14 protein-coding genes are annotated in these 13,233 nt (G+C 68.0%); 7 read left to right on the top strand and 7 right to left on the bottom strand.

What is annotated here, in order from left to right; translation table 11 throughout:
* Nucleotides 1-533: 533 nt before the first annotated feature.
* From AC5Y4S_RS04030 to AC5Y4S_RS04020, 3 genes are read left to right on the top strand one after another with little or no spacing between them, the layout of a single operon-like run.
* Nucleotides 534-2,060 carry an Hsp70 family protein gene (locus tag AC5Y4S_RS04030; protein WP_500030048.1) on the top strand — a complete coding sequence of 509 codons (1,527 nt, stop codon included), beginning with the start codon at nucleotides 534-536 and terminating at the stop codon, nucleotides 2,058-2,060.
* Between the two features lie 33 nt (nucleotides 2,061-2,093).
* A complete protein-coding gene (ppk2, locus tag AC5Y4S_RS04025; RefSeq protein ID WP_500030046.1) occupies nucleotides 2,094-2,972 on the top strand; it encodes a polyphosphate kinase 2 in 879 nt (292 codons plus the stop codon).
* A gap of 28 nt (nucleotides 2,973-3,000) precedes the next feature.
* On the top strand, nucleotides 3,001-3,822 hold the full coding sequence (locus AC5Y4S_RS04020) for an oxidoreductase (RefSeq protein WP_500030044.1): 822 nt from the start codon (nucleotides 3,001-3,003) through the stop codon (nucleotides 3,820-3,822).
* A 3-nt stretch (nucleotides 3,823-3,825) separates the two neighbouring features.
* Here AC5Y4S_RS04020 and AC5Y4S_RS04015 read toward each other — a convergent pair whose 3' ends face one another.
* The gene (locus AC5Y4S_RS04015; protein ID WP_500030042.1) at nucleotides 3,826-4,782 is read right to left on the bottom strand and encodes an LLM class F420-dependent oxidoreductase; all 957 of its coding nucleotides are present in this window, start codon (nucleotides 4,780-4,782) and stop codon (nucleotides 3,826-3,828) included.
* A gap of 329 nt (nucleotides 4,783-5,111) precedes the next feature.
* On the opposite strand from AC5Y4S_RS04015, the gene AC5Y4S_RS04010 reads away from it, so the two are divergent.
* Both AC5Y4S_RS04010 and AC5Y4S_RS04005 read left to right on the top strand, forming a co-directional pair.
* Nucleotides 5,112-5,888 (top strand): enoyl-CoA hydratase/isomerase family protein, encoded by a 777-nt coding sequence (locus AC5Y4S_RS04010; RefSeq protein WP_500030040.1) that lies wholly within the window; start codon nucleotides 5,112-5,114, stop codon nucleotides 5,886-5,888.
* Nucleotides 5,889-5,910: 22 nt separating this feature from the next.
* Nucleotides 5,911-7,206, top strand: a complete 1,296-nt coding sequence (locus tag AC5Y4S_RS04005; protein ID WP_500030038.1) for an acyl-CoA dehydrogenase family protein — start codon at nucleotides 5,911-5,913, stop codon at nucleotides 7,204-7,206.
* On the opposite strand, the gene AC5Y4S_RS04000 is transcribed toward AC5Y4S_RS04005, so the two are convergent.
* From AC5Y4S_RS04000 to AC5Y4S_RS03990, 3 genes are all read right to left on the bottom strand, one after another.
* On the bottom strand, nucleotides 7,203-7,889 hold the full coding sequence (locus tag AC5Y4S_RS04000) for an MspA family porin (protein WP_500032132.1): 687 nt from the start codon (nucleotides 7,887-7,889) through the stop codon (nucleotides 7,203-7,205). The genes AC5Y4S_RS04005 and AC5Y4S_RS04000 overlap by 4 nt on opposite strands.
* Before the next feature lie 417 nt (nucleotides 7,890-8,306).
* Nucleotides 8,307-9,251, bottom strand: coding sequence for a phosphotransferase family protein (locus tag AC5Y4S_RS03995; protein ID WP_500030036.1), 945 nt, complete (start codon nucleotides 9,249-9,251; stop codon nucleotides 8,307-8,309).
* Entirely contained in the window at nucleotides 9,252-10,052 is an 801-nt protein-coding gene (locus AC5Y4S_RS03990) for an SDR family NAD(P)-dependent oxidoreductase (RefSeq protein ID WP_500030034.1), read from the bottom strand. It lies immediately after the preceding gene.
* A gap of 125 nt (nucleotides 10,053-10,177) precedes the next feature.
* On the opposite strand from AC5Y4S_RS03990, the gene AC5Y4S_RS03985 reads away from it, so the two are divergent.
* The gene (locus tag AC5Y4S_RS03985) at nucleotides 10,178-10,423 is read left to right on the top strand and encodes a hypothetical protein (RefSeq protein WP_085185031.1); all 246 of its coding nucleotides are present in this window, start codon (nucleotides 10,178-10,180) and stop codon (nucleotides 10,421-10,423) included.
* Here the strand turns inward: AC5Y4S_RS03985 and AC5Y4S_RS03980 are convergent.
* Entirely contained in the window at nucleotides 10,380-10,844 is a 465-nt protein-coding gene (locus tag AC5Y4S_RS03980; RefSeq protein WP_500030029.1) for a DoxX family protein, read from the bottom strand. The two genes, AC5Y4S_RS03985 and AC5Y4S_RS03980, sit on opposite strands and share 44 nt — an antisense overlap.
* A complete protein-coding gene (locus AC5Y4S_RS03975) occupies nucleotides 10,841-11,749 on the bottom strand; it encodes an alpha/beta hydrolase (RefSeq protein ID WP_500030027.1) in 909 nt (302 codons plus the stop codon). The genes AC5Y4S_RS03980 and AC5Y4S_RS03975 overlap by 4 nt, the downstream gene beginning before the upstream one ends.
* Nucleotides 11,750-11,793: 44 nt before the next feature.
* Here AC5Y4S_RS03975 and AC5Y4S_RS03970 point away from each other — a divergent pair, with 44 nt between their 5' ends.
* Nucleotides 11,794-12,507 carry a C39 family peptidase gene (locus AC5Y4S_RS03970; RefSeq protein ID WP_500030025.1) on the top strand — a complete coding sequence of 238 codons (714 nt, stop codon included), beginning with the start codon at nucleotides 11,794-11,796 and terminating at the stop codon, nucleotides 12,505-12,507.
* A gap of 35 nt (nucleotides 12,508-12,542) precedes the next feature.
* On the opposite strand, the gene AC5Y4S_RS03965 is transcribed toward AC5Y4S_RS03970, so the two are convergent.
* On the bottom strand, nucleotides 12,543-13,100 hold the full coding sequence (locus tag AC5Y4S_RS03965; protein WP_500030022.1) for a TetR/AcrR family transcriptional regulator: 558 nt from the start codon (nucleotides 13,098-13,100) through the stop codon (nucleotides 12,543-12,545).
* Nucleotides 13,101-13,233: the final 133 nt, after the last annotated feature.

The raw sequence follows: 13,233 nt of genomic DNA, 5'->3' as shown, positions 1-13,233 counted from the left end.
GATTTCACCAGCGCCCGGTTCATCCGGTCACGGGATCACCGCATCGAAAAGAGATAGACGAAATGTCGGCATTACCAACGGGACTCGCGAGAACAACCGATCCCGTCAACGAGCGCACAAGCCCGCCCCCCGCGGTCGAGGTGTCGTCCGCCGAAGTCCTGATCAGCACGCAACAAGTGGTGTTTGGCACCGCCGCGGCCCTGGGGCCGCGCCGCGAAAGCATCCGCGGCCGGTTCATCGCACTCGTCCGGCGAACGGTCATGACCTCGGCGGATGAACCGGGCCCGCCGCGACGGCACTACCCGAGGCACTACGGCTTCCTCGAGAACTCGCTCATGGCACGCGAAATGGAAAGACTATGAACGTCATCGTCACCTTCGCCTCCGCGGTGCTGATGCTGATGATCGCGAAGGGCACCTACAGCCTGCAGTGGTGGCTCGAGCGCAGCGACTACAACCGTCACTTCGAGGATTGATCGCCCACACCAGTCGCGGTTGATGCCTCCGGCCGTGCCGCGGTCCTAATATTGCGCGATGAGGCTCGGTATCGACTTCGGCACCACCCACACCGTCGTTGCGGCCGTCGACCGGGGCAACTATCCGGTCATCTCGTTCGACGGGCTGGACGCGTGGCCGTCGCTCATCGCCGCCCACACCGACGGGAGGCTGCGATTCGGGCTGGACGCCACCGCCGTCCGCCACGAGCCGGGGTGGTCGGTGTTGCGATCGTTCAAACGCCTTCTCAACGAGGCGGGTCCGCAGACCGAGGTACCCCTGGCCGGCCGTGACCATCGGCTGGCCGACCTGCTCAGCGGCTTTCTGGCGCAGCTGAAGAGCGACCTGCAAACCCGGTCCAACGCCACCCTCGCAGCTGGCGAGACCATCGAGGCCGCGATCAGCGTGCCGGCCAACGCCTCCAGCGCCCAGCGCCTGCTGACCCTGGACGCCTTCGTCGCGGCGGGTTTCCACGTCGTCGCGCTGCTGAACGAGCCGTCGGCCGCCAGCCTCGAGTATGCGCACCGGTACCGCTCCACGATCACCGCCAAGCGCGAACACGTCCTCATCTACGACCTCGGCGGCGGCACCTTCGACGCGTCGCTGCTCCGGATGACGGGGCACGAGAACGAGGTCGTGGTCAGCGAGGGCATCCAGCGCCTCGGCGGTGACGACTTCGACGAGGCGATCGTGGACCTCGTCCTCGACCGGCTGAACCTGAACGGGGCGGGCCCCGCCACGCGCGAGCTGCTCAAGGACGAGTGCGCCGCCCGCAAGGAGGCCGTCGGGCCGCAGACGCGCCGTTTCCTGGTGGACCTCACCGGAATCGACGCGGTCGACCGGCCGCCGTTCTCCTGCGGCATCGACGACGTCTACTCCGTGTGTGCGCCGCTCGTCGACCAGACGACCGAACTGCTGCAGCGCGTCCTGCACGGTCCGACCCGGGACGGCAAGGACGTGGACTGGTCGGAGGTGGCGGGCATCTACGTGGTGGGCGGGGCCGGGGGCTTCCCGCTGGTTGCCCGGATGCTGCGCAGCGCCTTCGGCGAGAAGCGGGTCAAGCGCTCCCCGCACCCGTTCGCGGCGACGGCCATCGGCCTGGCGGTCTTCCTCGACAAGGAGGCGGGTTTCGCGCTGTCCGAACGCTTTTCGCGGCACTTCGGGGTCTTCCGCGAGGCGCAGGCCGGCACCGACGTGGTCTTCGACCCGATCGTGCCCAAGGACGCGTCGCTTCCGGCGGACGGGCGCACCCCGCTGGTCGTGAGCCGCACCTACCGCGCGGCGCACAACATCGGACACTTCCGCTTCGTGGAGTGCAGCCGCCTGATCGACGGGCGGCCCGACGGCGACGTCACGCCCTATGACCCGGTGCTCTTCCCGTTCGACCCGGCCCTGCGCGACCGCGACGACCTCGGCCGCCAGCCGGTCGGGCGGTGGAGCGAGGGCCCGGACGTCGAGGAGCGCTACGTCGTTGCCCCGAGCGGAGCGGTCGAGGTGACGCTGACGACGCAGCCGGCCGGCTTCAAGCGCACCTTCCGGCTGGAGCGCTGCGCCGCCGCGGGTTGATGAATCGATGCCACATCGGGAATACCCCGGACTATGGCAGAGATAGATCTGGACGCCCTTTCCACTTGCGAACACGGCTACACCGTCAACGACGAGGACGACGACGACCCGGTGCTGCTGGACCGGGACGGCAACCGCGTCGACACGTGGCGCGAGCGCTACCCGTACGACCACCGGATGCCACGCGACGAATACGAGCGACTGAAGCGCAGGCTGCAGATTGAGCTGCTGAAGCTGCAAAACCACGCCAAGCGCACCGGCGGCCGGCACGTGATCGTGTTCGAGGGCCGCGACGCCGCCGGCAAGGGCGGGACCATTCAGCGGTTCATGGAACATCTCAACCCGCGCAGCGCGCGGGTTGTCGCGCTGGAGAAGCCGAGCGATCGCGAGCAATCGCAGTGGTATTTCCAGCGCTACATCACCCACCTGCCCGCCGGCGGCGAGATCGTGCTGTTCGACCGCTCCTGGTACAACCGCGCCGGCGTCGAACGGGTGATGGGCTTTTGCACGCCCGAGCAATACGCCGAATTCATGGAGCAGGCACCGCTTTTCGAGCGGATGCTGGTCGACAACGGGATCGATCTGACGAAGTTCTGGTGCTCGGTCTCGCCGGCCGAGCAACGCACCCGGTTCGCCATCCGGCTGGTCGACCCGGTGCGGCAATGGAAGTTCTCGCCGATGGACATGGAGTCGGTGACCCGATGGGACGACTACACCGCGGCCAAGGAGGCGATGTTCACCGCGACCGACACCGACGCCGCCCCCTGGATCGTGGTGCGCAGCAACGACAAGAAGCGCGCCCGGATCAACGCGATGCGCTACGTTCTGGCCAAGTCCGACTACGACGACAAGGACCACGACGTGGTGGGCGAGCCGGACCCGCAGATCGTGGGCCGCGCGCTGCTGGACTGAGCTGCGTCCCGACGGAAGGAGACACGTCATGTCCACCTGGCTCATCACCGGCTGCTCGACCGGGCTCGGCCGCGCGCTCGCCGAAGCCGTCATCGCCGCCGGGCACAACGCGGTCGTCACCGCGCGTGACGTCGCGAAGGTGTCCGACCTGGGCCCGACGGAGCGGGTGCTCGCCGTCGCACTCGACGTCACCGATCCCGCGCAGGTCGCTGCCGCGGTGCGGCAGGCCGACGAGCGGTTCGGCGGCGTGGACGTTCTGATCAACAACGCCGGCTACGGCTATCGCGCCGCGGTGGAGGAAGGCGAGGACGCCGCGGTGCGCGAGTTGTTCGAGACGCACTTCTTCGGCAGCGTCGCGATGATCAAGGCCGTCCTGCCGGGGATGCGGGCCCGCCGCAACGGGGCGATCGTGAACATCTCCTCGATCGGCGCGACCGTTACCCCGGTGGGATCCGGCTATTACGCCGCCGCCAAGGCCGCCATCGAGGGGATGAGCGGGGCCCTGCGCGGGGAGCTCGCGCCGCTGGGCATCTCGGTGACGGTCGTCGAGCCCGGCGCGTTCCGCACCGACTTCGCCGGGCGCTCGCTCGCGCAGACGGCCACCGTCATCGACGACTACGCAAGCACCGCCGGGCAGCGCCGCAAGGAAAACGACACGATGCACGGGAACCAGGCCGGCGACCCCGCCAAGGCGGCCGCCGCGATCATCGCCGCGGTCGAGTCGAACGAACCCCCGGGATTCCTGCTGCTGGGCCCGGACGCCCTGGGCCTCTACCGCTACGTCGCGGACGCCCGCGCGGCCGAGATCGCGAAATGGGAACACCTCACCACCGGCACCGACTTCGCCTGAGGCTCAGCCGCGTAGCGCGGGCAGCACGTCGCGCTCCCACGCCGCGAAGAACCCGTCCATGTCGGGGCCGATCTGCTGCACGTAGACCTCGTCGATGTCGGCGTCGAGGTACTTGCGCACCTGCGCGAGGTGCTTGTCCGGATCCGGTCCGCACGCGACGCTCTCGGCGACCTTGTCCGGCGGAACCAACGACATCAGCGCGGCGAAGTCCTTGGGCCGCGGCACAATCTGCGACGTCTGCCCGGGCAGCCCCTCGTTGGCCCACAACCGATGCGCTACCTTCAGCGCGGCGTCGGAATCCTGATCCCAGCTGACCTTGGTGCCTGCCTGCACCGGCTTGTCGCCACCGCCGGACTCGCGAAACACTTTGACCAGCTCCGCCTCGGGCATTGCCAGGGCGAATCCGTCACCGATCCGCCCGGCCAGCTCGGCGCCTTGGGGCCCGAACCCGGAGACGTAGATCGGCACCGGCCGCTCCGGGCGCGTGTAGATGCGCGCCTCCTGCACCTCGTAGTGCTTGCCGTGATGGCTCACCTCGTCGCCCCGGTGCAACTTGCGGATTACTTCGACCGCCTCCTCCAGCATCTCCTGGCGCACGCCGACGGACGGCCAGGGGTCGCCCAGGATGTGCTCGTTGAGCGCCTCCCCGCTGCCCACCCCGAGCACGAAGCGGCCGTCGAGCTGCACGGCCGCGGTGGCCGAGGCGTGCGCGATGATCGCCGGATGCGTCCGCATGGTCGGGCAGGTGACGGCCGTGCTGACCGGCAGCGACGTCGCCTCCGACAGCGCGCCGATCACGCCCCACACGAACGGGCTCTGGCCCTGCTCGTCGTTCCACGGATGAAAGTGGTCGGAGATCCACAGCGCGTCGAAGCCGGCCGCCTCGGCGCGCTTGGCCTGGTCGACCAGTTCCTTAGGGCCGAACTGCTCACTGGACAGGAAGTATCCGATCTTGGTCATGGCGGCGGGCTACCCGCTGCGCGGCGGATTATGCGTCATTATCGGCCACCATCGACCCGTCCCGAATTAGGTTGCGATCCAAGATGTTCCGCTTCATGGCCACATGCGCCACACCAGTCACGCCGCCGGAGGACCATCCGTTGTGCCCGCCTCACAGCGACAACGGCTGCGCACGGCGGCCAACGTGACCTGGCGGCCAACTCGTCACAGTCGCTATGAGGCGGGCAGAAAGCCGATCCCTTCTGCGCTGGGACTGGTGTGACGAGAACAGCTTCGCGATTTCGGAGAAGGTTATTCTCCTAGACCGAGAAACGCTTTACGATCGGTGGGTGCCACAGACGCTCGAACTCGACCGGCCCCGCGATGGCGTCGTCGTCGTGCGGTTGAACCGTCCGGAGCGGCTCAACGCGATCAACGAGGTCATGCAATCCGAATTGCGCGCGACCCTAGGTGATTTGGCATCCGACCCGACCGTCCGCGCCGTCGTGCTCACGGGCGCCGGTCGCGGCTTTTGCGCCGGGATCGACATGCGCGACTTCGGCCCCGACGTGCCGGAGGCGACCGCCCCGGCGCTGGACCGGATGCGCTTCCAGGAGGGCATGGCCGCGCTCGCCGGGGCGGTGCACCGGTTGCCGCAGCCCGTCATCGCCGCCGTCAACGGTCCGTGCGTCGGCGCGGGGTTCGCGCTGTTCCTCGCCGCCGACATCCGGATCTGTTCGGCGCAAGCCTCTTTCGGCAACGCCGCCATCCTGCTCGGGCTGTCCGGGGCCGAGATGGGCATGAGTTATCACCTCCCCCGCATCGTCGGCACCAGCGTCGCGGCCGACTGGATGCTCACCGGGCGCACGGTCTCGGCCGCCGAGGCCGATCGGCGCGGGCTGGTCAGCGAGATCGTCGAACCCGATCGATTGCTCGAGCGTGCAACGGAGTTGGCAATGCTGATCTCCGATCTGGCCCCGCTCGGCGTCCAGCTGACAAAGCGTGCGCTGCAGGTGAATACCGACGCGACGAGCCTGTCGTCGGCCCTGGAGCTGGAGAACCGCAACCAGGTGCTCTCGCACGCGACCGAGGAAGCGGCCGAACGCCGAAAAAAGTGGTCCCGGTGACCGAACCGAGAGGGGACGACGGATGTCGTGGGACTTCTCCACCGACCCGCAGTGGGCCGAACAACTGAAGTGGGTCGAGGAGTTCGTGCGCAGCGAGTGCGAACCGATCGACCTGATCGTCAAGGAGTCGCACGACCTGGGCGATCCGGTCCGCCAAGCGCTCATCCCGCCCCTGCAGGAGGTCGTGAAGGAGCGGGGGCTGTGGGCCACCCACCTCGGCCCGCACCTGGGTGGCCCGGGCTACGGCCAGGTGAAGCTGGCGCTGCTCAACGAGATCCTGGGTCGTTCGGAATGCGCGCCGATCGTCTTCGGTTCGCAGGCCCCCGATTCGGGCAACAGCGAGATCCTCGCGCACTACGGCACCCCCGAGCTCAAAGAGCGCTACCTCGAACCGTTGCTGGACAACCGCATCGTGTCGTGCTTCTCGATGACCGAGCCGCAGGGCGGCGCGGACCCCAAGGTGTTCCGCACCACCGCCGTGCCCGACGGCGACCACTGGATCATCAACGGGGAGAAGTGGTTTTCGTCGTTCGCCTCGATGGCGTCGTTCATCATCGTGATGGCGATGACCGACCCCGAGGCGCCCCCGTATGAGCGTTACTCGATGTTCGTCGTGCCGGGCGGCACGCCGGGCATCAACGTGATGCGCGACGTCGGGCTCGGATACCAACCGCTGGGCGGTGGGCGCGAAGGCTACGTCCGCTACGAGGACGTGCGGGTGCCGGCCGATCACATGCTGGGCCCGCGCGGCGGGGCGTTCGTCGTCGCCCAAACCCGCCTGGGCGGCGGGCGAATTCACCACGCCATGCGCACGGTGGGGCTGGTCCGGCGCATCTTCGACATGATCTGCGAGCGGGCGGTGTCGCGCTACACCCAGGGCGAGGTCCTGGCCAACAAGCAACTGGTCCAGGAAATGGTCGCCGACTCATGGATGGAGATCGAGGCGTTCCGGCTGCTGACCATGCAAACCGCTTGGAAGATCGACCAATTCAACGACTACAAGGCGGTGCGCGCGGACATCTCGGCGGTCAAGGCGATGATGCAGAAGGTGCTACACGACGTGTCGGCGCGGGCGCTTCAGCTGCACGGATCGCTGGGAACCACGCACGAAATGCCCTTCGTGCAGTACCTGGTCGAGTCATTCGTGCTCGGCCTTGCCGACGGCCCGACCGAAGTCCACAAAGCGACGCTGGCCCGCCTGTTGCTGAAGGACCGTCAGCCCGCACCCGACCTGTTCCCCTCCGAGCACCTGCTCCGGCTGCGCGCGGCCGCCGAGGCGAAGTTCGCGGACAAGCTGGCGGGCATCGCAGATAGCTAAACGGCTTTGGTGACGCCGACGTAGGACAGAATCACGTCAGATTGGTCGGTGATCCGTGTCAGCGTCGCATAGGAGCGGATGAACGACTGGCCCACGCATCCGTCGATCTTGACGTGGAAGTTGCTGATCATCACCCACGGACTCGCGCCCTTGAACTCCTTCTTGATCACCGGCACCACGATCACCAGGCCGGGCTTGAGACCGACGCTGAGCACACCGTTAACCGGCGTGGAGATCAACGGCAGAATGCCCGTCGTCACGCCGGGGATCAGGGCCGTCGTCCCGAGCGACGGCGTGACGCCCGCACTACCCGCCATCGTGACGCCGTTGGACGTGCTCATGTCGATGCCGCAGCCGATCTCGTAGCCCACCTCCAGCTCTCCCCGGGGCTGTTCCGGCCCGATCAGCGAACCCACGAAGATTCCGCTCGACAGGTATTCGCGGGACGACGCGGCGGTTGTCAACGGCGCCACCGGAACCTGCGACTCGTCCTTCGCGCCGAGGCCCAGTGTCCAGCCATCGGGGGTTTGGAGGGTTGCTGGCGGGTTCGAGGGGACCAGTCCGTCGGCCGCCGGCGCCGTGGCGGCGGCCGGGTCGACTTCGGGGTCGGCGGTGGCCGGCGTCGCGGTCGTTACGAGCATGGTTAGGGAGACCGCGGCAACCGCGGCGCGGCGGACGACCACGGCGATGGGCCTCACGGACGACACCGTAGGCAGTGCGGAATTCAGCGGGCGGCATTTGCTGGTCGAACCGCCGCAGTTGTTTTGCATTCGTGATTGAAATGCGACTTTGGACCGTAATGCTGGGGGCAACCATTTCCGTCGCCGGAGCGCTACGATCGTCTGCTATGAAGCCCCACCCGCTCGCCGTTGCGCTTTTGGCCGTTGGGATGCCGGCCATGACGCTCGCGGGCGGCGTCGGCATTGCACGCGCAGACCCGGTGGATCCCTTCACGCCGGGACCCGGGGTGATCGATCGAATAATCACGGAGACACCCGATCTGTACGCCTCGCCGCGCGACGAGGTCGGCCCGTCGACGCGTTCGGATCGCACTGGAATGGTTTGCCAAAATCTGTATGCGCGGTGCCGCTGAGCCACGGCTAGTCCAGCAGTGACCGCGCCCGCTCCAGCAGTCTTGGCAACACGGCCGCCATGGCTTCCAATTCGGTTCGCGGGGAGCGCCTTCGGCGATTGTGCTTGGCGATCAACGCCCAGGTGGCGGCCGACTTGAAGCACGCCAGCGCGCTGAACCAGCCCAAATCGGCTACCTCGCAACCCAACTCGCGTTGGTAGATGTCGGCGAGCTCGCCGGTCGGTGGCGCGATGCCGGACGATCGCACGCGTCGGTAGGTGTCCGGGTCGGAGTTGATCAAAAACCAGCCCACGTCGATGCGCGGGTCGCCGATCGCCCAAATCTCCCAATCGATCACCGCGTTGATGCGGGCGCCGTCGGCCAGCAGGTTGCCCAGCCGAAAGTCGCCGTGGACCACTCTGGGTCCCAGGGCCGTCGGCGCGCACGCCAGCAAGGCGTCGCGCACCGCCGGCCAGCCGGGCACCAACGCCGCGTCGACGGTCTGCAGCGTGTCGGACCAACGCCGCACTTCCGCGGCCGGTTCCATGACCGGTTCGCCCGCCAATCCGAGGTTGGCCGGTGACAACCGGTGCAGGGCGGCCATGACGCGGCATGCGTTGCGGTAACGGCCGGCCACGTCGGCGGCCGGCGGCCAACCGTCGAAAAGCGGCTCCACGCAGTCGCCTTCGACGCACGACATCACGAAGAGCGGCGGGGCGCCCGCGTCTTCCCAGAGCACCTCGGGGACCGGAACTTGGCTCCCCGCAAGCGCTTTCATGACGCGCGCCTGGCGCAGCACGTCGCGGTGCGCCACCGGCGCCACCCCGGGTGGGGCAACTTTGATCACCACCGCCCGGCCGTCGCGCTCGCCGGAGAACGTGAGGCTGGACGCGCCACCGGCCAGCGGGGCGAGGCCGGCAACGCCCGCGGTCGCGAGTCGCCCCCGCAGCTCGTCCAGGTCGAGCTCGGTCACCTAGCCGACCGGTTTCGACCAGCCGACTTCCGACAGGAAGGGCTGGGTGTGCGCGATACGCCCGGTCATGGTCTTCGGGTCGCAGGTGCACAGCCGAAAGGCGGTCTCGGTGATCAGTTCGATGTCCTCGGTGTCCGTCTTGGCCAGGTCCAGGGCGCCGGCTCCGGGGGTCGCCACCGGGTTGGACGGGGCGGCGGCGTTGACCGCGATGCCGTCGTCGTACAGCTCGGCGGCGAGGCTCTTGGTGAGCCGGTTCAGCGCTGCCTTGGCCGTTCCGTAGATGCCGAAGCCCGCGGTCCGATCGAACTCGGAGAACGGCGGTCCCGGCGGCAGGTCGCCCCCCACCGACGTCAGGTTGAGGATCCAGCCCCGCCCCCGCTCCCGCATCGCGGGGATCGCCAACTGGCTCAAGTGCAGCGGGCCGAGCACATGCATCTCGATCATCAGCCGGGCCCGCCGCTCGGGGAACCCGGCGAGCGGCCGCAGGAACGTGACCGCGGCGTTGTTGACGAGGATGTCCGGGGCGCCGACCATACCCACCACCTCCGCGAAAAGCCTTTCGCGCTCGTCGGGTTGGGAAAGGTCCGCCTGGACCGCGACGGCGCGGCCACCGGCGGACACGATCTCGTCACGGGTCTGGCTCAGCGATCCCTGGTACTTGGCATCGGGTTCCATCGTGCGGGCGGTGAGCGCCACCGTGGCACCGTGCGCGGCGAGCCGCTCGGCGATCGCCTTGCCCAGGCCCCGGCTGCTTCCCGTCACGAGCGCGACCAGCCCGTCGCATTGTCGGTCTGCGCCCATTCGGATGTCCTCTCCTCCGCCCGCGGAAACGGCTTCTCGAATACAGAGAATGCCATTATCACCGAATGGAATAAATCTGTCGATGACAAGATTCCCTAGTCATCGAAACGGGAATCTGATGGGGCATGGCCACACCCCGCGAGGTCATCGAACTCATCGACGCGCTCGCCGAAGACATCTATGACGCCTACGACAATCCCCGCCTTTACCCCGCGCCGGAGAAAGCCAAGGCGCTGACGGCGTCGCGCTACCTGGCCCGAAAGCTGGTCAGGAAAGGCTGGCGGAAAGGCGGCGGCATCTACCTGCCGCGCTGCCCGTACGGAACCGTCACGTGTTTCGACCCGGAACCGCACCCGCACTGCGCGGTGTAGCGCGTCCGGCGCGCAGGGCGTCGACCGAGTGACGCCCACCGCCGGTGAAGACCAGCAGGAAGAAAGCGAAGCAGAAGAGGATCGCCAGCAGCCCGCCGTTGCCCGCCGGCGGTTCACCGACCGGCCACAGCGCCTTCGGCTGATGCATCCAGAAGTACGCGACCGCCATTTGGCCCGACGCGATGAAAGCCGCGGGGCGGGTGAACAACCCGGCCGCGATCAAGAGCCCCGTGACGAACTCGATCAGGCCGGCATACCAGGTGGGCCAGGTGCCGAACGCGGCGGGAAAGGCCGGACGGACGGGCCAATCGAAGAGGATGATCGAGCCACACGCGGCGAAGAGCAAGCCGTAGACGAACCGAAAAAGGCTGAGCACCGAGGGCGTAAAACGGGCGAGCCGTGCGTCGAGGGTCTGGGTCACGACGCACACCTTACGGCGGCGGCCCAGTCGAGCACGCGCCTCCACAGCAGCTCGCGGCTCGACGCCATGTTGTGGCAGTGCGCGCTTCCGGGAAGCACAACGGTCGTGAGGTCGGGACTGCGGCGATACAGGCCGGCCTCCGCGCGCGGGTCCGGTGAGACGTCGACGACGCCGAAGCCGACGAGCACCGGAACGTCGATCTGTGCGGCGTGCTCGGCGACCACGCCGGGGATCATCGCGGTGCCGAATACCCGCGGCACCACGGATTTTGCGGTGACGCAGTCCGCCGCCACGACATCGGCGGGCACATCGGCCAGATGAAACCAGCTCTGCAGGTACTCGCGCGGGCCCTCGGCATACGGCTCGGGAAGGGCGGCGAGGATCTGCCGGGCCAGTTCGGCGCGGCCCTCGGCGGTGCCCGCCCGATCGATGAAGCCGGCATCCAAGTTCAGCGGCGCGACATACTGGTTGGTGCAGCCGAGGACCGCCAAACCCGCATAGCTGGAAAACAGCGATTGCTGAACGATCGCAAGGTAACCGCCCAGCGAATGCGCCACAGCGAGCACCGGCGCGCCCTCACCCGTCGCCTCCGGCAGCGCGGAGACGGCCCGCGCGAGCGCGGCGGCGATGTCGGTGAAATCGAAATCTCTTGCCGGCTTCGAACTTTCGCCGGTGCCCAGCGGATCGATCGTCACTACGCCGTAACCGTTCTCGGTGGCGAAATCCGCGAAGCTGTAGCCGCTGCGGCCGGGGAACTTCAGGTCCCAGTAGTCGCGGCTGTAGGTGCCGCCCGGCAGGCAGACGAATAGGGCGCCGGCGCCGCGGGGCGCCGGGTAGTAGGTGGCCGCCAGCCACGCCTGTTCGCCGACGACGTCGCTGACGTCGAAGCGCATCGGACGTGGCATCTCAACAAAGTAACGCCGCGCCACTCTGCTCAGATATTCACGGCATGATCGGCACCCGCACTGCGACCGCGGCCCGGGCGGCGGGCGTCGCCATGCTGGCGGCCGCCACCGCGCTGGGCCTGGCGGTGGGAACCGCGCACGCCACGCCCGACCCGCCGCGCGGCGCGGGCACGCTGTACGGCAACCCCGCGGCGGCCGCCCCGTTCTGGCGCTACCAGGGATACGACGACGACTGCGTGGAGATGGCGGTCGCCGACGTGGTCGGTGAATTGACCGGCAAGCCGCCCTCCGAGCAAGCCATCGTCAAGCTGGCCCAGGCCACGCCGAGCACCGTCCACGCCGGACCGATCTACACCAAGCCGAAGAAGCGCAACCCCGGCGCCGGCACCTCGTTCGACGACGAGCCGGCGCTCCTCGCGCACTACGGCATCCGCGCCACCTCCACCGACGAGGAGAGCGCCGCGAAGACCGGTGTCCCGACGGGAATGTCGGCGCTCGAGCAGGATCTGGCCAAGGGCCGCAAGGTGATCGTCGGGGTCAACTCCGAAGTCATCTGGCGCGAGCCCGTCGAGGACAAGACCCCGGACGGCCAACCGGAAGCCAACCACGCCGTCGTGGTCACCGGCGTCGACACCGCGGCCGGCATCGTGCACCTCAACGACAGCGGCAGCGAGGAGGGCCGCGACGAACAGGTGCCGATCGACGTCTTCGCGCGGTCGTGGGCCAGCAGCAACGACCAGATGACGGTCACCGGTTAGGGACGGGCGCCGCATTCAGCAGGGTGACCAGCGCGTCACGGGGCCGGCCCAGTTAGTAGCTGCCGAAAGACCGGGCCGGCCCAGCGGCTGAGTTCTTCGCGGCTGAGGTTGGCTATCGGTGTGCCGAGCACGGATCGCGTCGCAGCTAGCCCAATGACGAACGCATCCGTCAACGCAATCCGCTGCAGGTGATGGTCCGGCGTGGCGCCCCTCAGCGTCGGCGCGACATGCGTGGCCAATGTTTCGTTGAGCGTGTCCGCCGCGACGCGGCTTGTCATCGCCGCCCGCAGCAACGCCAGGAACGACTGGTCGTCTTCCCACACCGCGAAATAGCGCGGCAGCAGCATGTCCGCGATGTCGCCAGGGTCGGCCCTGGTCAGGTCGGGCAGCTGGATGGTGAATTCGGTCGCTGTGGCGAACAAGTCCTGCTTGCTGCCGAAGTAGCGGATCACCAGCGCAGCGTCCACGCCGACATCCGCCGCGATCGCCCGCAAGGTGGTGCGCTCGAAACCTTCCGTCGCGAAACGGCGGCGCGCCGCCGCGAGGATGTCGGCGCGGGTCTGAGCTGCGTTTCTAGGCCTCTTCGCACCCATCCCCAAACTGTATGTCAGCCGCTGTTGACTTGAGGTCGCGACGCGGCGTACGCTTCAAGTCACCCATTGTTGACAAAAGTCACCGACCGTTGAGATCGGAATCTTTTAAAGGGCGGGTGGTCCCCATGGCGGG

It is taken from the genome of Mycobacterium sp. NGS64, from assembly GCF_059812245.1.
The sequence above is the reverse complement of the archived record's forward strand: the minus strand, read 5'-3'. Positions and strand labels throughout refer to the sequence as shown.